This window comes from Acidicapsa acidisoli (genome assembly GCF_025685625.1).
In the GTDB taxonomy this organism is placed as follows: Bacteria; Acidobacteriota; Terriglobia; order Terriglobales; family Acidobacteriaceae; genus Acidicapsa; species Acidicapsa acidisoli.
Window position 1 is genome coordinate 1,242,060 of sequence record NZ_JAGSYI010000002.1, and the last position, 19,225, is coordinate 1,261,284.

At 56.3% G+C, this 19,225-nt stretch carries 12 protein-coding genes; 3 read left to right on the forward strand and 9 right to left on the reverse strand.

Annotated elements, in window-relative coordinates:
• Positions 1 to 19: 19 nt before the first annotated feature.
• Positions 20 to 1,228: a mandelate racemase/muconate lactonizing enzyme family protein gene (locus OHL23_RS15150; protein ID WP_263352750.1), complete on the forward strand. Its 1,209-nt coding sequence runs from the start codon at positions 20 to 22 to the stop codon at positions 1,226 to 1,228.
• Between the two features lie 145 nt (positions 1,229 to 1,373).
• Here OHL23_RS15150 and OHL23_RS15155 read toward each other — a convergent pair whose 3' ends face one another.
• The gene (locus tag OHL23_RS15155) at positions 1,374 to 1,904 is read right to left on the reverse strand and encodes a DUF1003 domain-containing protein (protein WP_263352751.1); all 531 of its coding nucleotides are present in this window, start codon (positions 1,902 to 1,904) and stop codon (positions 1,374 to 1,376) included.
• Positions 1,905 to 2,255: 351 nt separating this feature from the next.
• Between OHL23_RS15155 and OHL23_RS15160 the strand changes: the two genes are divergently transcribed.
• Positions 2,256 to 2,600, forward strand: a complete 345-nt coding sequence (locus OHL23_RS15160; RefSeq protein ID WP_263352752.1) for a PadR family transcriptional regulator — start codon at positions 2,256 to 2,258, stop codon at positions 2,598 to 2,600.
• Positions 2,597 to 5,254 (forward strand): ABC transporter permease, encoded by a 2,658-nt coding sequence (locus tag OHL23_RS15165; RefSeq protein ID WP_263352753.1) that lies wholly within the window; start codon positions 2,597 to 2,599, stop codon positions 5,252 to 5,254. The genes OHL23_RS15160 and OHL23_RS15165 overlap by 4 nt, the downstream gene beginning before the upstream one ends.
• Before the next feature lie 9 nt (positions 5,255 to 5,263).
• Here OHL23_RS15165 and OHL23_RS15170 read toward each other — a convergent pair whose 3' ends face one another.
• The 8 genes from OHL23_RS15170 to OHL23_RS15205 form a co-directional block, all read right to left on the reverse strand.
• Positions 5,264 to 7,714: an ABC transporter permease gene (locus tag OHL23_RS15170; protein WP_263352754.1), complete on the reverse strand. Its 2,451-nt coding sequence runs from the start codon at positions 7,712 to 7,714 to the stop codon at positions 5,264 to 5,266.
• A gap of 121 nt (positions 7,715 to 7,835) precedes the next feature.
• Positions 7,836 to 10,523: an ABC transporter permease gene (locus tag OHL23_RS15175; protein ID WP_263352755.1), complete on the reverse strand. Its 2,688-nt coding sequence runs from the start codon at positions 10,521 to 10,523 to the stop codon at positions 7,836 to 7,838.
• Positions 10,520 to 10,873 (reverse strand): PadR family transcriptional regulator, encoded by a 354-nt coding sequence (locus OHL23_RS15180; RefSeq protein ID WP_263352756.1) that lies wholly within the window; start codon positions 10,871 to 10,873, stop codon positions 10,520 to 10,522. The genes OHL23_RS15175 and OHL23_RS15180 overlap by 4 nt, the downstream gene beginning before the upstream one ends.
• A gap of 90 nt (positions 10,874 to 10,963) precedes the next feature.
• Positions 10,964 to 12,502, reverse strand: a complete 1,539-nt coding sequence (locus OHL23_RS15185) for a sensor histidine kinase (RefSeq protein ID WP_263352757.1) — start codon at positions 12,500 to 12,502, stop codon at positions 10,964 to 10,966.
• A complete protein-coding gene (locus OHL23_RS15190) occupies positions 12,462 to 13,853 on the reverse strand; it encodes a sigma-54-dependent transcriptional regulator (protein ID WP_263352758.1) in 1,392 nt (463 codons plus the stop codon). Before OHL23_RS15190 ends, OHL23_RS15185 begins: the two co-directional genes overlap by 41 nt.
• Before the next feature lie 30 nt (positions 13,854 to 13,883).
• Positions 13,884 to 15,911, reverse strand: a complete 2,028-nt coding sequence (locus OHL23_RS15195) for a TolC family protein (protein WP_263352759.1) — start codon at positions 15,909 to 15,911, stop codon at positions 13,884 to 13,886.
• Between the two features lie 32 nt (positions 15,912 to 15,943).
• A complete protein-coding gene (locus OHL23_RS15200; RefSeq protein ID WP_263352760.1) occupies positions 15,944 to 16,651 on the reverse strand; it encodes an ABC transporter ATP-binding protein in 708 nt (235 codons plus the stop codon).
• A 43-nt stretch (positions 16,652 to 16,694) separates the two neighbouring features.
• Positions 16,695 to 19,220 (reverse strand): ABC transporter permease, encoded by a 2,526-nt coding sequence (locus OHL23_RS15205; RefSeq protein WP_263352761.1) that lies wholly within the window; start codon positions 19,218 to 19,220, stop codon positions 16,695 to 16,697.
• Between the last annotated feature and the right edge of the window lie 5 nt (positions 19,221 to 19,225).

Sequence of the window (19,225 nt, forward strand, 5' to 3'; positions counted from 1 at the left end):
AGGAGCAGACTTACTTTCCATGCCCATCCATCGAAGATCCTTATTGCAGGGACTCGCGCTTGTTCCTCTGGCGAGCGCCGCAGGAATCCCCGTTTATTCTCAGTCAAAGCTGCCGAAGCTAACCGTACAGGATGTCGAAGTCTTTCGCGTGAAGGTGAACAAGCGAGGCAACTGGACCATCGCGCGATTGCAGACGAGCGGTGGTGTAACAGGTCTCGGCGACGCTTCGCAGAGCGGCAAGGACGATCAAACCCTGATCTATATCAAGCAGTTTGTCAATCTCCTGAGAGGACAATCCATCTTCGCTGTCGAATGGTTTCGCAAGGTTACTGTTCCGGCGATTGCACAGTATGGCAGACCCGCAGCGGTGGCCGCGAGCGCGCTCGAACAATGCCTTTGGGACATTCAGGGAAAGGCCTTTTCTGTCCCAACTTACGATCTGTTCGGCGGCCGTATTCAGGATCGCATTCGTCTCTACGCCAACATCAATCGTTCCACGGAAGAACGAACCCCGGACGGCTTCGCGCGCATGGCGGAGAAGGCGACGGCTGCTAGTTTCGATGCCGTCAAGCTGGCGCCGTGGGATGAAATGCCTATCGGTCTGACCGATAAAGATCAGATCGAGCAGTTTCTAGCTCGTGGCATCGCATGCGGAGCAGCGGTTCGCGATGCGATCGGTCCCAAGCGCGATCTTCTGATGGACGTCCACAGCCGATGCAGCCTGGAAGATGGATTGGATCTGACCAGGCGGCTCGATCCGTTAAAACTCTTTTGGCTGGAAGAGGTCACACCGGCGAAGCCCGTTGAAAATCTTGCACAGATCAACAAAGCGGCGAAGATGCAGACAGCAGGCGGCGAATCCATTGTCGGAATCGAGGGTTTTTATCCTTACATCAAAGCCGAGGCTGTTGGCATCGTTATGCCCGACGTCAAGGTATGCGGAGGAATGCTCGAACTGAAGAAAATCGCAGCAATGGCAGAAGGAGCAGGACTGATCGCTTCTCCACACGGACCGGCAAGTCCTGTTGGGAATCTGACGGCCGCTCACGTGGTTGCCACGGTGTCTAACTTCAACATTCTTGAGTTCTCTTATGGAGAAGTTCCCTGGCGATCTGAGTTGATCGATCCACCCGAGCAGGTGGTCGACGGCGCACTAGCGCTGTCCAATCGTCCGGGACTCGGCGTCGTCTTGAACGAAAGGACCGCCGCGAACTACGCCATTTCTTAAATTCCAAGCGGACTTTTCGTCACAATCCATTAAAGCGGCAGCGCTCGCCCGACGCGCCGCTCCAATGGATTGCTATCATCGCAACGGGCAATTGTTCGGTTTCCCTACTTTTATCAGCTTGAGATCGGCTGAATTGGAATGTCCATCAATCTGCCGGCAGGTTCTCTTTGATAATCTGAGCTACTTCATCGATCGATGTCTGTTCGCTGAGTTGCGCGACTTCCTGGTCAGATGCAACATGCTCCAGACCCATGGTTTCAGCCATCTGCCGGTCCACGCCGAGTACGGCTGTTATCTCCCTCTCCGTGAGCAACAGAAGCTGCAGCATAAGTTGATTGCGCTCTTCGGCCCGGCGGCTCATGCGCGATTGACGCATCAGAATAAAGCTGGCCACAAGAATCGCCTCAAATGCGAACAGAACATCGAGCAGAGGAAATGGGGAAGGATCGAAATGCGGAAGCGCGCGGATCGGGAGCGTGTTCCAGGCGATCCATGCGGCGAAGATAACAATATGGGCAACAACGTAGGTAAGACTCCCTATGAATGAAGCCATGCTGTCGCCCAGCTTTTCCGAATGTTTGCGTTGGTCCAGAAACTCCTGCTCATGCTTGGCAATGAGATCGACGTGCTGCTGAAGATGGCCCAGTGCGGGAGGCGTCTGTTTGCTCTCTAACATTCGTCGGCGATCTCCTCCGGTCTGGTGAATGGACGGCTCGGTCGAAGATTTGGCAGGCACGAGAATCAACCGCCGCCTCACAGATACCCCGGAACTTCCTCGACCATTCAAATCTCGCATTTTCTCTCTCGTCTCAGACTTGCATTTCTCAGGTATCGAGTTCTGTGCGCTTCTGAGCAGTTCCCAGAACAATTTCCCAATCCGGAACATCTGAAGTCCCAGCAAATCTCGACTGAAGAAGAGCTGCTGAGAACAAAACGTCACTCACCGTCGTAATTCCTATTGCCTTCCCATAGGAATTTGTGACAGCATTCCTATGGGTTTCTCATAGGAATGTTTCGGGAGACACATATGGGAGAACGGGCAGACGTCTGGCAGGGAACGCTGGCATTAATGGTCTTAAAAACAATTGAAATGATGGGGCCGCAGCACGGCTACGGAATAGCGCGGCGGATCGAGCAGACAAGCGGAAACCTGCTGACCTTGAATTACGGCACGCTCTACCCTGCGCTGCTGAAGCTGGAACAGGAAGGCTGGATCACATCGGAGTGGGGAGTCTCCGAAAACAATCGCAAAGCCAAGTTCTACAAACTCACCCGTGCCGGACGCAAGCAACTGGAAAAGGAAGCGAAGAACTGGCAGCAGACAACTGCCATTCTGGACCGGTTCCTTACCCCCGTTGAGGAGCAGTCATGAAGCCTTTCAGACAAGTCAGGGCGTTTCTTCTGCGCGTCTCCGGAATCTTTGGTGGAGAACGTCGACAGCGTAGCTTTGCAGACGAGATTGATTGCCATCTGCAACTGCATATCGATGACAATGTCCGCCTTGGAATGCCCCCTGGACAGGCGCGCCGCGAGGCCATCTTGAAACTGGGAGGCATCGAACGGGCGCGGCAGAGCTATCGCGAAAGGAGCACTCTTCCCATGATGGATGATTTACTCCGGGATCTCCGGTTTGCACTGCGCCAACTGCGGCGGAGTCCCGGGTTTGCTATTACCGCGATCCTGATGTTGGCGCTTGGAATTGGCGCGAGCGCAGCGATCTTTGCCTTTGTGGATGCGGCTTTACTGAAACCGCTTCCCTATCGCGATCCCACGAAGCTTGTCGCGGTTACGGAACGAGTGAAGCTTTTTCCGCGGGCAAATCTGTCTTATCCGGACTATCTGGATTGGAAGAAGCTTAACACCGTCTTCAGTTCGTTCGATGTGTATAACAGGAATGGCTATATGTTAGGCACATCCTCCGGCGCGGAACCCGTCGCTGGCGCCCGCGTCAGCGACGGGTTCTTTCGCACTCTGGGGGTAAAGCCACTTCTCGGACGCGACTTCTATGCAGGAGAAGATCTGCCGGGCGTGGCGCCCACAGTGCTTCTGACTTATTCGGCCTGGAAGCTACGCTTTTCCTCCCGGCAGGACATTGTCGGTCAGACAATCAATCTAAGTGGAGTTCCAACTACGGTAATCGGTGTACTGCCTGAGAAATTTCAATTTGCACCGCACGGAGCCGCTGAGTTCTACACCCCATTTCAAGGCAAGAAGGGATGCGATCTGAATCGAGGGTGTCACTCCCTTTACGGCATCGCCAGGCTAAAGGATGGAGTCTCGATCAGCAGCGCGCTGGCAGAGATGAAAGCAATTGCGGCACAGCTCGAACGACAATATCCAGATACAAATCGCGGACAGGGTGCAACCGTTGAGCCCCTTGCGGACGTGATTGTTGGCGACATTCGCCCGATTTTGTTGATGCTGCTCACAGGCGCGGGTTTGCTGCTGATGATCGCGTGTGTGAACGTGGCCAGCCTGCTGCTGGTGCGCTCAGAGAGCCGGAGACGTGAAATCGCGGTTCGCGGAGCGCTGGGAGCTTCGCGATTGCGGCTTGCGCGGCAGTTCGTAACGGAAGGAATGGTGCTGGTTCTCATAGGTTGCGTCCTTGGGATTGGCTTGTCCGATGGCGCGATGCAATCGCTGCTGGGACTTATCCCGAAGGCAATGCTGCTCAACATGCCGTATCTGGTCGGGCTCAAACTTAATCGCGACGTACTTCTCTTCAGTGCGGGTGTGGCTTTTCTTGTGGTGATATTGCTTACCGTCATTCCGATGCTACGCGTAGCGCTTCATGGAGATCGTGAGGGACTCACGGATGGAAGACGCGGCGCATCGGGAACCCTTTGGCGTCACTTTGGCGCCAACCTTGTCGTACTGGAACTCACCATTGCCGTCATCCTGCTGGTAAGCGCAGGACTGCTCGGCAAGAGTCTTTATCGGCTGCTTCATGTAGATGTGAACTTTGAGGTAAGTCACCTCGCGACCATAGAGGTTATGGCGCCGCAGGCTCTCTATCCAAAAGACGAACAGTTGGTGCGACTTGGCCGGGAAGTTGTTCGGCGCGTCTCGGCTTTGCCTGGAGTGGAATCCGCGGGGATCACGAGTGTGCTGCCGGTTACATGCAACTGCAATACAGACTGGATACGTTTTGTGGGCAAGCCATACAATGGCGAGCACAACGAAGTAAACCTGCGTGACGTGAGTGCTGATTTCTTCAAAGTACTGCATGCGAAGCTCCTCAGCGGCCGTTACTTCACGGATGCGGAAGACGCGAGCAGGCCAAAGGTTGTCATCATCAACGAATCGCTGGCGCGGCAGTACTTTCCTGGCGAAGATCCAATTGGAAAGAAGATTGGCGGAGTTACACTGGCGCCGGATTCATTGAAAGAGATTGTGGGCGTCGTGGACGATATTCACGAGGGATCGCTGGAGTCACCAATCTGGCCCGCAGTCTACTACCCAATCAACCAGGATACCGACAATGCTTTTTCAGTCGTGGTCAGAACATCGCAGTCCGAGACATCGTTGCTACCGCAGTTGGTGCGCGCAGTTCGCTCGATTGATCCCGGAATTGGGACCGCCTTCGAGTCAACGATGGAGCAACTCGTCGAGGACTCGCAGTCAGCGTACATCCACCGCTCATCGGCATGGCTGGTAAGTGGATTCGCTGCGCTGGCGCTTGTGCTGAGCGTGGTCGGCCTGTATGGCGTGATCGCCTACTCCGTGAGCCAGCGGACACGAGAGATCGGCGTACGCATGGCTCTCGGAGCGCAGCGCAGCTCTGTCTACCGGCTCGTCATGCGCGAAGCCGGTCGCCTGACGTTTGCAGGTATTGGCCTGGGATTGGTTTCTTCCGTCGGCACTGCGACGCTCATGCGTAAGCTGCTATTTGGCACCGCTGCATGGGATACGGCGACACTGGCTTCGGTGGGCGCCGTGCTCGGGGTAAGCGCGATGCTCGCTAGCTATATTCCTGCGCGCCGCGCGGCTTCTGTGAATCCAGTGGAGGCTCTTCGCGCAGAGTAGAACTCCACATCATTCACACCTCAAAACGATCTGCGGATTGACTCTTGCTGCGCGGCGCGCCGGAAGCCAGCACGCAAATAGCGCAACCATGGCAAGGAACAGCGGTACGAGAGTGAACGTGACAGGATCATTGCTCCGAATGCCATAGAGAACACTCGTAAATAGCTTTGAGAGGGCAAAGGCCGCAGGCAATCCAATGACTACGGCAATCGCAGCGAGCAACATACCCTGACGAAGGATCAGTTGCTGAACCTGTGCGGCCTGCGCGCCCAGCGCCATGCGTATGCCGATTTCGCGAGTACGGCGACCGACGGAATAGCTGATGACTCCGTATAGACCGACGGTTGCAAGAATCAATCCGATCGCGCCGAAGACTCCAAAAAGTGTGGCCGCAAGACGAGGCAGAAAGAATGCATCGCGCAGATGCTCCTGGATGGTTTGGATGTTATAGACGGCGATGCCCGGATCAAGAGCGCGAATCTGACTGCGCACGACGTTCACAATCTGCGCTGGATTGCCTTCGGAACGAACGAGGATACAGTACCCCATGAAGGCTGGATCGTAAGCAACGGTTTGATCCAGAGAGCGGAATAGAACAGGCCGAGTTTCTTCACCCAGCGTGCGCGACTTGATGTTACCCACCACGCCGATAATTTGATAAGTAATACCACCGCCAGACACGCTCTGACCGATCGGATTCTCAGACCCAAATATCTTTTGCGCAAAGGCCTGGTTGACGATGGCGGACCTGAGGCCAGCCGTCTCAGCTTCGTTGGTGAAATCGCGTCCAGCGAGGCGAGGTATGCCCATGGTCTCAAAATAGCCAGGTGTGATCATGTACAACTCCACAATCGGGGCGCCTTGTGAATCTGCCGAATCAGATTTGGGCTTGACCACAGCATGGAAGCCATCACGTCGGCCGCCTCCTGTGAGCGGGACAGTATCCGTGACGACCGCGGATGTGACTCCCGGCTGGGACGCGATCTTCTCGCGGATCTGGTTGAGAAACTGCACGGTCCGCTCTGGGGAGTAGCCGTTCAAGCGCGGATCAACAGATACGCTGACTATTCCACTGGAACGAAAGCCAATATCGATGCTCGCAGCTTGTTGCAGGCTGCGCAGAAAGAGGCCAGTAGCACTCAGAAGAACCACGCACATGGCGATCTGAATAACAATGAGCACATTGCGCAATGGAAATCGTCCGCCCGGGCGAGCAAAGGGATCCTCCCCCTTCAGCGCGTTCGAAAGCAGAGGACGAGAGGCTGCCCACGCCGGGATAACTCCGAAGAGAAAACCAGCGCCAACACTGAGCGCGAACGTATAGGCGAGGACGCGCCAATCCACGCTCAAAGTAAGATCGAGCGGCACCGGTGCGGGAAGCCGGAATCTCGAAAGCGCCTGAGTAGCCCAGAGCGAAAGCACGATGCCAAGTACTCCGCCACCGAGAGCGAGAAGCACGGATTCGAGGATCATCTGCCGAAGTATGCGCACCCGCATTGCTCCAAGAGCGAGCCGCACCGCCATCTCCCGTTGGCGGCCGACAGTCTGTGCAAGCAGAAGATTGGCCACATTGGCGCACGCTATGCAAAGCACAAGGAGCACAACGACGCAGAGTGTCGTCAGAAAGAGCAGCACCGAGGACTTGTCGCGAGGCGGCAACGAGCCTGCCTGCTCAAAGCGGAAGTTGTTGCCCTTGTCCGTCGCAGGATAAGCAACAGCCAAGCGCCGAGCAAGTGTGTCGAGTTCCGCAGCGGCTTGCGTTCGGCTCACTCCGGGCTTGAGTCTCGCAATTACTTGCAGCCAATGCATGTTACGCAAGGCACGGTCAGACAAATTAGGGACGAGGTCGGTGACATGACCGAGCGGCACCCAAAACTCGGAATCGAGAATCAGATCAATTCCGCGAAATCCCACTGGCGCAACGCCAACGACGGTGTACGGACGGCCTGAGAGTGTTACCGGCTTGCCTGCAATTGCAGGGTCTGAGGCAAAGCGCTGCTGCCAGAGGCGATAGCTCAGCACGATGACCTGACGATCCTCTTCCTCGCGCACAAAGCCTCGGCCAAGCGTCATCGGAATCTGCAGCACATCGAAGAAATTTGCCGACGTAGCCTGTCCCCAAACGCGTTCTGGCTCGCCGTTCCCGCCAATCGACGCAGGCACTAACTCGTTGTAAGCAGCGACTCCTGAGAATGACCGGGCCTGGTCGCGGACATCTTTGAAAAGCGGCTCAGGGAAGTTGTTGCAGCACCGGTCGCCATCATGCAGGGTATGCAAGGTGAGCAGCGATGAGGGATCTCCGACCGGCGCGGGGCGAAGAACGAACCGGCTGACCATGGAAAAGATCGTGGCGTTGGCTGCGATGCCAAGACCGATGGATACGATAACCGCTATGGCAAATCCCGGCGACCGCGATATCCGCCGGAAGGTGTAGGCGAGGTCTTGCTGCAGGATTGTCATGGGCGCACTCCGAGATGATCGAGATACGCCCGTGAGAGATGTTTTGTTCCGTGAAGCGAAGAGAAAATTAAGACAGAGCCAGCAATGACGCTCGCCGCCGTGGCAACCCCATCCCTGGTTGTTAGTTATTGCGAAGGGCAACCATCGGGTCGATGCGCGACGCTCTTCGCGCCGGTAGATAACCCGCGATCAAAGCCACCAGTCCTAACACAAGAATCATTCCTCCGAAAGTCGCGGGATCCGTGGGAGCTGTACCAAAGAGCAGCGCGGCGATGCCTTTGGCTACTCCAACTGAAGCTGCGGTGCCAGCCGCGATGCCGATTAGCGCCAGGCGGATTGTCTTGCCAACAACTCCAAGCTGTACACGGCCAACGGATGCTCCAAGAGCCATGCGAATGCCGATCTCCTGAGTACGTTGCGTGACCGAGTACGAGATAACGCCGTAGATGCCAAGCGCGGCAAGAATCACGCCGAAAACTGCGAAAGAGACGACCAGCAGAACGAAGAATCTTCGTGGTGAGACAGCGTGGTCGACGATGGTCTGAATCATTCGAAATTCAGCAGCGGGCTGATTGGGATTCAGTTGTCGCAGCTTAGTCATCACACTTGCGGCGAGAGTCTCCGGCGGCAGCTTCGTGCGCACCACAAGTTCCGCGCCGACCGGCTTTTGTTGCAAGGAAGAGAAATACACCTGCCAACCGGGCTTTCCTTCGACATTGGCCTCGTGTACATCATCAATGACGCCGACAATGCGGAGATCCATGCCATTCATGAAGACCATACGCCCAATCGCATCCTGATTTGGAAACAGCGCTCGTGCCACAGTCTGATTGACAACGATGACTTGCTCGCCTTTTGGGTCGTCGGCCCAGGTAAAATCCCTGCCGTGAAGGCGCATACCCATTGCCTGGAAGTAACCGGGTGTAATCATGTAGACGAAGGCTCCGGGAAGTTCACCGGGAGCATAGTGCTTTCCCTTAATCTGCGGGCTCCCCCAGCTTCGATTGCGTTCCAATGGTAGGTAATCCACGATTCCCGCCCGTTCAACTCCAGGAATCGCACCCACTTCAGCAAGTATCTGCTGAAATATGACGCTCACTTTCTCGGGAGTGCTACCGTCGTAGTCCACTTTGATCGCTGCAGCATGGCTTGGCTCAAAGCCTAAATCGACGTCGAGCACGCGCAGAAAACTGCGCAGCAGCAGGCCCGCTCCCACCAGCAGGACACATGCCAGTGCGACCTCCGAGATCACCAAAAGCGATCGCATTCTTTCGTGCTTGGTACCTTCGCTCACACCCGGACCTGAGTCCTTAAGCGCCTCCTGCACATTGTTCCGTGAGACCTTGAGCCCAGGGACACTGCCGAACAAGACCGCCGCGAAGACTGCTATGCCGACTGTCCAGGCGAGCACTGCGCCATCTACACGCACGCTGTTCAGCATAGGCAGCGCGATAGAACCTTGATGCGCCAGGAAATATGTAATTCCGAACGCGAGAGCCAGGCCCAGCACCGCACCAGCGCCCGAAAGCACCATGCTCTCTGTAAGCAACTGACGAAGCAGTCGAATGCGCCCAGCTCCGAGAGCCAGCCGCAGGGCAAACTCCTTGGTGCGAGTAGCCGCACGCGCCAACATCAGATTCGCAAGGTTCACACATACGATCAAGAGGATCGCGCCCACGGCGCACCATAGCACGATCAGCGGAGGCCGCAGTTTGCCGCTGACATACTCCTTCAGAGTCATGAGCTTCATCGGGCGATCTTTGTACGCACCAAGCGATTCGGGATACTTGGGGCTGAAGTACAAACGCGGCGTGACAATGTTTGCATCCGCCTGCGCCTGCGCCACGGTCACTGAAGGCTTGATACGGCCCACGAGCGCGAGCGTATTGCCCCATGGGCGTATTTGATCCAGAATCACCGGAGTAAAAAGATCGACTTTCGCGCCAGGAGAAAACACGGAACCGAAATCGAAATTCTCCGGCAATACTCCGACGACAGTTACAGGCGTTCCGTCCATGTCGATCGCTTTTCCTACAATCGATGGGTCCGCTGCATACTGACTGCGCCAGAAGGCATTGGAAAGCAGCGTGACGGGCCGCGCACCGATGCGGGTTTCGTCTTCCTCAAAGAGTCTGCCCATTGTCGGCTCGATACCGAGCATCTGAAAGAAGTTGCCGGTTACCATGATGCTGGTTGCGGGCTTGGGCTGACCATGACCAGTGAGTTTCACATTGTCGCTCGACGAAAATGCGAAGTAACCCGCGACATTCTGAAACGCATGATTCTGCTCACTAAACTCCTCATACGCATCCGCCGTGTAGGTCTCGCACGAAAAGCCGCATTTGCTCGCAGCAGGCGCCATCCAAAGCAACTGCTGCGGGTCGCGAAATGGAAGAGGGCGCAGCAATATGGTGTTGACCACACTGAAGACCGCGATGTTCGCTCCGATACCAAGAGCAAGAATTAATACGGCAATGATTGTAAACGAGTGCTCGCGCCGAAGAGTGCGAAGCGTGAAGATCAAATCCTGCATAAGAATGTCGAGGCCGGGCAGGCCACGGGCTTCGCGCTGAAGTTCTTTTGCTTGCATAACTCCTCCAAAACGGATCATCGCCTGGCGGCGTGCCTCTTCCGCGGACATGCCGCGGCGTACGTTTTCCTCGATCGCAAAGCCCAGGTGGGCTTCCAACTCTTCATTCAGATCGCAGTCGAGCGGTCTTTTGAGGAAGAACGCACGGAAGCGATTGAATGCGCGGCGAATTGAAGCAGGCAGTGACTTTGGTTGATCACCCGAGCGTTGATCGATCACCGGTCACCGCCTTCAGCTTCCATGGTGAGCACGCGGCCCATTAAATCAGAGAGCCGCTGCCAGTAGGCCGCGTCTTTGGCCAACTGCTTTTTTCCCGCGCGCGTGATCGAGTAAAACTTGGCTTTACGATTGTTGTCAGAAACGCCCCATTCGGCGGCAATCCATCCCCGGTGCTGAAGCCGGACAAGCGATGCGTAGATGGTTCCCTGATTCAGCAAGACCGCATCATCGCTGATCTGCTCAATGCGACGGGCGATACCATACCCATGCTGCGACCCCATCACAGAAAGTGTTTGCAGAACCATCAGGTCCAGCGTTCCCTGGAGTAAATCCAACTTGGATTCCGTCATCCATCGCTCCTGTGCTTTGACCACACGAGTATGACATATTTCCTGTGCGTATACCACAGGAAATATGTGACAATACCACACGAATGACTTTTAGATGTCGGAACGGATGGCAGTGAAGAGAGGAAGACGAAAACAGGCCTTGCATCCATGAGTATCCGTCCGATTGATCAGTTGCACCGAACCGGAGTGGGCCAGAGCTATCTGTTGCGCAAGTACAAGACCGATGCCTGTACCATCTGGCTTTGTCGTGTAAAACGGAACAAATAGATTACTGGCATTGGTCAAGCCCGGTCCATTATCGAGAATCGTGATCACGGCCTCGTCCTGGCCTATCTCCCAGCTTATTTCCACGCAAGGCGCAGCTTGCGATGTCTCGGAGCTGGCACCATTGCGATTGCCGGTCATCATACTCGCGTCGGGGCTGAGCGACGCCTCGGCAGCATTGCGAACAAGATTGATGAGCGCCTGCGCAAGCTGATCGGGATCGGCCAGCAAAGACACATCCGAGGTACCCCGAACACCTACAACGAGGCGCGTTTCAAGCTTAGCCACACGTCTGACAATCGAGGCCAGCGAGACAGATTCGAGCCTTGGTGCCGGCAGTCCCATCAGTTCGCGATATGCTTGCAGAAATCTGTTCAACGACTCCGCGCGATCCTCAATCACCTCAAGCCCGCGTGCGAAATCGTCATCCACGTCAGAGTTATCCCCCCCCCCCGTCAAACGGCTGCGCAGGCTCCCCGCAATCGATTTAATCGGTGTCAGCGAATTATTGATTTCATGCCCAAGCACGCGAATGAGCCTCTCCCACGCAAGCCGCTCCTCCTCGCGCAAAGCTTCGCTGACATCGGAGAGTACAAAGAGCGCGTGAGGAACGCCCCGCAATCGAAAGCTCGTACGCTTGACGACCCAGCGCGCCGACTGCTGCGAGTTCGACAAAGAGAGAAGATCGTTGTCTTGCGCGCGCAGCAACCGGTCGAGGTCGTGCTTGCTCGAGTTCTGTTTTGCGGCGGGTCGGCCTTCGCCTACGGGAGGCCGAAGGTTAAAAGCTCGTTCAGCTGCTGCATTCAGGAGCTTGAGTCTTCCATCCGGATCGAATGCCAGCACCGGTGACTGCATAGACTTCATCACGCGCTCAACCAGTGCCATGGCTTCCATTGCACCTACTCGCTGTGCCTGCAACATGCCAGCCAGGGCATTGATTTCCAGCGCCAGATCACCCATCGCATCGTTACGCCGCCCGCCTCGAGCACGGAACGAATAATCGTTTTCGCGCAATGCTGCGATCACGTTCGCTAGCGTCTGCAAGGGGCGAATAATGTGCTCCAGCAAAAGCGAGACGACGAACAGCCAGGCAATCACAATGGTCGGTAGAGCGATCCATTGGATCGACGCATCGACATGGTGCTCATTCAACTCAAGAGCAATCAGGCCGAGGTTCGGAATGCCCATCAGGTAAAGCCAAAGGCGAAGCCGCCGCTCAAAGCTGAGCCGTTGCCGCGAACGGCTTAAAGGAAGCCGCTTGCGCTGCGTGGCGGACGACGCGATTGGCAGATGGTCGTCGAGTTCCTGATAGGCCGGAGGGTCGTTATAGACCATATTTTTCGATACGCCGATAAAGCGCCCCACGACTGAGTCCGAGCGCTTCGGCGGCCTGGCTCACATTACCACCGGCACGCGCTAGCGCTTTGCGAATCAGAATTGCCTCGACTGCCTCAAGGCTCATGTCGTCCATCGTCTGCGCACCTGCGACGCGCGGCGTGTGCAATGCAAGATCGGGAGCGTCAATACGCTCGCCGCGAGCCATCAGCACGGCCCGCTCGATGGTGTGGTCGAGCTCACGGACATTCCCGGGCCACGCATACTGCAGCATCAATTGCAAAGCCGCTGGTTCGATGCCATGAATGGCGCGGCGATATCGAGTGGCATGGCGGGCAAGGAAATGGCCTGCAAGCGCGGGGATATCTTCGCGACGGTCTCGCAGCGGAGGCAGACATATCTCAACCGTATTCAGGCGAAAGAGCAAATCCTCGCGAAAGCGCCCTTCCGCACTATCCTGGCGAAGATTGGCGTTGGTCGCCGAAAGGATGCGGACATCCACCTGCTGCGTTCGCGAAGATCCGACACGCTCCAGTTCGCCGGTCTCAAGCACACGTAGAATCTTTGCCTGTTGCCGGATGGGAATGTTGGCAATTTCGTCGAGGAAAAGCGTGCCGCCATTGGCTAGTTCGAAGCGCCCGATGCGGTCGGTGCGGGCGTCGGTAAACGCGCCTTTGACGTGGCCAAAGAGTTCGCTCTCGAAGGTGCCTTCCGGCAGTGCGCCGGTATTCACTGCGACCAGCATCCGCGGTGCACGCGCCGAAAGGCGATGAAGCAACTGTGCAATCACCTCTTTGCCCGTCCCGTGCTCGCCGGTAATGAGCACGTTGGCATCCGAAGGACCAACGCGCGACATCGTATCCAGCACCTGGCGCATCGATTCTGCAGTCGCAATGAACTCCGGAGCGCCAGGCGCGCGTAGAATGCGATTTTCCGCTTCCAGCCACTGCGTGCGTCGCTGGCTGCGATGCAACTCCATCTGGGTCCGCAGAATACTGAGCAGACGATGATTCTCCCACGGCTTCTGAATAAAATCACTGGCGCCACGGCGCATCGCTTCCACTGCGAGATCGATGTTGCCCCAGGCAGTCATGACGACAACGGGCAGCTGCGGATCAATCTCCTTGATGCGAACGACAAGATCCATACCCTCCTGACCGGAGGTGGTATCCCGCGTGTAATTCAGGTCAATGAGAACGCCGTCGAAGCTCTCATGAATGAGAGCTTCGAGCAGCAGAGCGGGAGTGCGCACCATCTCCAGTTGGTAGCCCTCCGGTTTGAGCAGCAGACGAAGAGCCTCAAGGATTTGAGGCTGATCGTCGGCGATGAGAAGCTTATAGGGCTTTTCGATTCCGTCACTCGTTCTGTTACCGCTTGCCATATTTATCGCCAGTGTTTCAGCCCGCATCTGCTACTGTCCAGTTGGGCCGGGAGCAGCCGGGTTTGTAGGGGCCGGAGTCGAGTTAGCTCTCTTGGCCTCTTCGATGGAGATACCATAGGCTTCGAGTGTTGTCCCTGTTGCGCGGAGCATCTCGACGCGAGCCTTCGCGTAGTCGGTCTCCGCCGTAACCAGCGCATTTTCCGCAACTGCAAGGTCGTGTTCCGCCGAGAGTGTCTGCTGGTTGGAACCGGCTCCCAACTGTTGCTCTTTTTGATAGATATCGAGCGTCTTTTGCGCCAGGTCACGTGCTTCACGAGCTGCCTCTACGCGGCTGGCTCCCTGCTCCAGAGCGAAACGGGCATTGCGCACTTCGATGCGCACGCTCTTCTTTTGCTCTTCCAGATAGAGTTGTGACTGCCGATACTCGAGCTCGGTGCGATACTGGTCGGCCTTCGCGATGCGGTTACGAATCGGAATGCCAAGCTGAAAGCCAACTTGATACTCGGGAGACGAGTAATTAAACGCATCTTGCCACGCCCCGGGAAAACCAGTACCGGGGGTGGTATATCCCGCAGTTGAGCTCAGGCTAGGATTCAGAGGCCCGGATAGTCCGGTACCACTCAGAAAGCCGTATACATTTAGCGAAGGCAGCAGGTTGTTGCGCGCGGTCTTGCGGCTCAGCTCACTGCTTCGCAACTGAATAGCCGACTCCTGCACTTCAGGCCGTTCCTTGAGCGCTTCGGCGATCAGATCCTGCACACTCTCATTCGTCTCTACCGTGTCGGCCGCGATGTGGTCCGTGGGAATCACCGGCATATCTTCAAGGACCGGATCGTCGAGACTACGCGTGATGGCGTTCTTCATGTAAAGCTCTTGCTGCTCCAGATTCGTGCGGGCGACGGTCAAGTCCTGTTTGCGAGTAGCCACATCCCCCTGGGCCTTGAGCACATCCATCTCAGGGATGGCCTGCAGTTCGAACTGTTTGCGGCTCTTGTCCAGCGTCTGCTGGGCGAAAGCAACCGATCGCTCATTGACCTGCTCGGTATCGTAGGCCGCTACCAGATTCCAGTAGAGATTGCATATCTGGGTAACTGTCGCAATCACCTGGGCACGAAAGGCAATGTCCGTTACTTTGTTGGTGTTCTTGGCAATGCGCAGATAGCGAAGATTCGGGCCGAACCCAAAACCTGCCAGAAGCGGCTGTTGCGCATAGATTTCTGCAACAGACGTGAACTGAGGGTTGAAAGTATTGTTGGGGCTGTTCGTTGATTGGCGGTTGTTGTTCCACGTCGCCTGAATGCTTCCGCCAGTCGGAAATGCCTGCGAATAGGAGAAATTTGCAGTGATGGTATTCAGGTGAATCAAAGGCACGCCATAGACAATCCGGTTCGCCAGCAACTGAGTTGTGTGATCTACATCCGATGTTACAGATATGAACGGATCGTAGCTCGAAACGTTAGTACCAACTCCAAGTGCCGACTGCACGAGACCACCCGCACCGGCACCTGCTCCGCCGGCGCCGCCCGTAGTGCCTCCGGCTCCGCCCCCAGTGCCAGCGCCAGCGCCGGTACTGACACCAGCTCCTCCCGGCGTCCCCGAAACAACGCCGGTATTCACACCGCGCGCCAATCCGCCTGCGGCTGTACGCAGGACATCCATCTGTGCGATCGGCAGGTTATAACGGGCGATCACCATGTCGAGATTGTCATCAAGCGCTAGGTCAATGGCATCGCGCAGCGTAAGGTAAATCTTTCCGTCGCGAATCATCGAATTGAGTTGGGCCGAATTGGCCATATTGGTTGGAGGAACGGTCTTTCCTCGATAGGAATCAAAGGGATTCCGGGACCTTTTCAAAAAAAGATCGAAGGGGACAGTGACGGTCGAGTTCGCTGGTTGGCTGGCTGGTGCATTCTGCGAAGCAGGTGCGCTGGGGACCGCACCCTGGGGATTCTGCGCCAGTGCCGGAGTCACCATCTGCGCCACAAGAGACGCGCAGGAGATAAGGGCTACCGCCCGTGCGAGAGATGTAGAAGCGCGCCTGATTTCGAGCGACTTCATCGATTGATTCTTCCCTTTTCGGATGGATTCCCTCACGATTGCACCCCTGTTGCCGCGGTCTGCGCGAGCCCCGCCGTATCGGAGTAGAGCCATCCGTCGCGGAGTTCAATGATGCGCGAGCCGTATTTAGCATTCTCTTCCGAGTGCGTCACCTGGATGATGGTCGTGCCTTCTTCGTTCAGCTTCTTGAATAACTCCATGATCTCCTTTGCCTGTCCGGAATGCAGGTTGCCCGTCGGCTCGTCGGCGAGCAGCAAACTGGGCTTGTGAATAACAGCACGCGCAATTCCAACGAGCTGCTGCTGGCCGCCTGAAAGCTGACTGGGGAACAGATCCTTCTTGCCCACGATATTGAAACGGTCGAGAGTATCGGCCACTAGCGCCTGGCGCTCAAGCCGGGGAATGTCTTTGTACGAGAGCGGCAGATCGATGTTTTCTGCAACACTCAGGTCGTCCAGCAGATGATAGCTCTGGAAGACCATGCCGGTGCGCTTCCGCGCGAGATCGGCGCGCTGTTTACGATTCATGCGATGCACAGCTTCACCTTCGAAATAAAACTCGCCGCGCCACTGATCGTCGAGCATTGCGAGCACGTTGAGCAGTGAGGACTTCCCTGCCCCGGATGGTCCCATGACTGTGACGAACTCGCCGGGTCGAATGATCAGGTTCACATGCCGCAGCACCCATGTTTCGGTGTGTCCGGTCTTATAACTGCGCTCTATCTTGTTCAGTTCAATCATGATGTTGTATAACTCCCGTTCTTTGGTTGCTGTCGGCTTGAGATTATTCGGATCGAAGTGCTTCCATGGGATCGACAGAGGCTGCCCTGCGCGCCGGAATGGCAGCTGCAAGGATCAGCATCAGCGCGCAGATCAGGATACATGCGAGCAAAGTTAGCGGGTCTCCGGGCTGGACGCCATAAAGCTGACTTACCACCAGCCTGGAGAGCCCGAAAGCTGCCGGGAGAGCTACCGCGACACCGATAATCGCCGTCAGAGCCATCTCGCGCAGGACCAGTACGATGACATTGCTGCGCTGTGCGCCAAGAGCCATGCGGACGCCTATTTCGCGAGTGCGCTGTGCAGTCGCAAATGCCAGAACACCATAGAGCCCGACCGACGTCATCAGCAAAGCTAGCGCTGAGAAACTCGCCGCCAGCAGAGCCAGCGCGCGCTGATCGGAAACACTGCGATCCACTTGTTCCTGCATGGTGCGCATTCCATCGACGACCAGCTTGGGGTCGAGGCCATGAATGCGATTGCGAATCGCGCTCTCAATCAACTCCGGCCGCTGAGCCGTGAAGGCGTAGATGCGCAGACCACCCGGATGATCTTGTTGAAGGTAGGGCTGGTATACGGTGCCGCGGGGCGCATCCCGCAGATTCTGGTGCTTGATATCGCCCACCACGCCAACAATCGTTATTTCCAGCTTCGTCTTGTTTCCCTGACCTTCGCCGAGCAGACGTCCCATCGCATTTTGCGGCGATCCGTAAAATCGTTTGGCAAAGGTTAGATTGACGACCGCAACCTTCGTGCTGCCCTTCACGTCGGCAGTTGAAAACTCGCGGCCCGCCAGCAGCGGTTGTTGAAGCGTCGCGAAGTAATCCGGCGTAATCCTCGGAGATTCAAAGTTCATGTCCTCTTCTTCCGGGGCGACATGTCCCTGCACGGTAAAGTTGGAGCCAGTTGAATCTCCGGAGATCTCGGGATCGGATGTTCCCGCGACATGCTGCACTCCGGGAACTTCGCGTAGAGCATCGAGGGCGCTCGTCTCCACCTGAACGACACGATCTTCGCCATATCCGGCAATCGAGGGATCAAGACCGAAGTTGATCAAATGCGTAATCTCAAATCCAATATTTTGCGCGCGGAGATTGGTAAGTGTTCGCAGGAACAGTCCCGCACCTCCCAAAAGAAGAACAGTGAGTGTTATCTGAAAGCCAACGGCGACCTTGCGAAAGAGCTGCGTCTTCCTCGAAGCAGTGCCCGTGTTTTGCCGAAGCGTTTCGGCCAGCCTGGGACGAAGGAACTGCAACGCCGGTGCCGCGCTGAAAGCGAGAGTTACAAGGATCGAAAGCACCAGCGTAAAGCCCAGAATTCGCCCATCCACGGCCGTAGAATAAGGCGCATCCGTGATATCATCGCTTCCGGTCATCAGCCTGACTAAAGTTCGCGCGATCAGAGGCGAGAGCGCGACACCAGCGATTGCGCCACACGCTCCCAACACGCCGCCCTCAACGAGTAATTGCGAGATAATCCGAGTGCGAGCTGCGCCTAGCGCGTATCGCATCGAGATCTCACGGACACGTCCAGCGGCCCGCAGCAGGAGCAGTGTCGCAACATTGACGGCGCACATCGCCGCCAGCACGCCCACCATACCCATCAGCACAAGCAAGGGCGTCCGCAAATCGTCGCGCCCAGGCATGAAACCAGTGGAGTCGTCCACCACAGAGAGATGCGTCTGGTTGAGAAACCTGTCCTTGAAGTGCGCAGATGCTGATTGGTAGCCAGTCAGCTCTTGCGCACGCAGTGCATACCAGAGCGGAGACAAACTCGACTCTGCCTGTTGACGGGTCACACCCGGCTTCAAACGCGCAATCAGAGTCAACCAAACGGACTTGTGGTTGTTGAGATCATCGCGCGGCGCAACCCATGGCATGGCAACTTCCACCATGCTGATCGGAAGAAATACTCCAGGCTTGTTGCCCTCGAAAGCGCTGTTAAATCCGTCCGGCGCGACACCGACAATGGTGAATGGATGACCGTTGATCAGCAGCGTCTTCCCCGCAACATCCGGGGACGCATTGAAGTGAATGCGCCAATAGTCGTATCCGAGAACAACGACCGGATCGGCGTTCTTTGCGGTATCATCCGCATCCGTAAACAGCCTTCCTACGGCAGGCTTGAGATCGAGCAGGCTAAAGTAGTTGCCACTAACGACTTCTGCATCCTTGTTCTCAGCCTGATCGTGCCAGGAGACACCCACACTGGCTGCCACCCCCGCCGATATGCCCGTAAAAACCGAGTTCCGGTCGCGGAGATCCTTGTACATCGGATAAGAAAAATAGTTGTGGATGTCTCCACCGAAGCTGCTGGCTGAACCCGAAAAGCCTCCCTTCCATTCGAAGCGCACCAGTTCCTTGGGATTCTGCACAGGCAGCATACGCAGCAAGACTTGATCGAAGATCGTAAAGATCGCTGTATTCGCTCCTATGCCGAGCGCCAACGTGATGACGACCGTAGCCGCGAATCCAGGGGCGCGGATGAGCTGTCGCATTGCGTACCGAATGTCGTGAAGGAACGAGTTCATAGTCA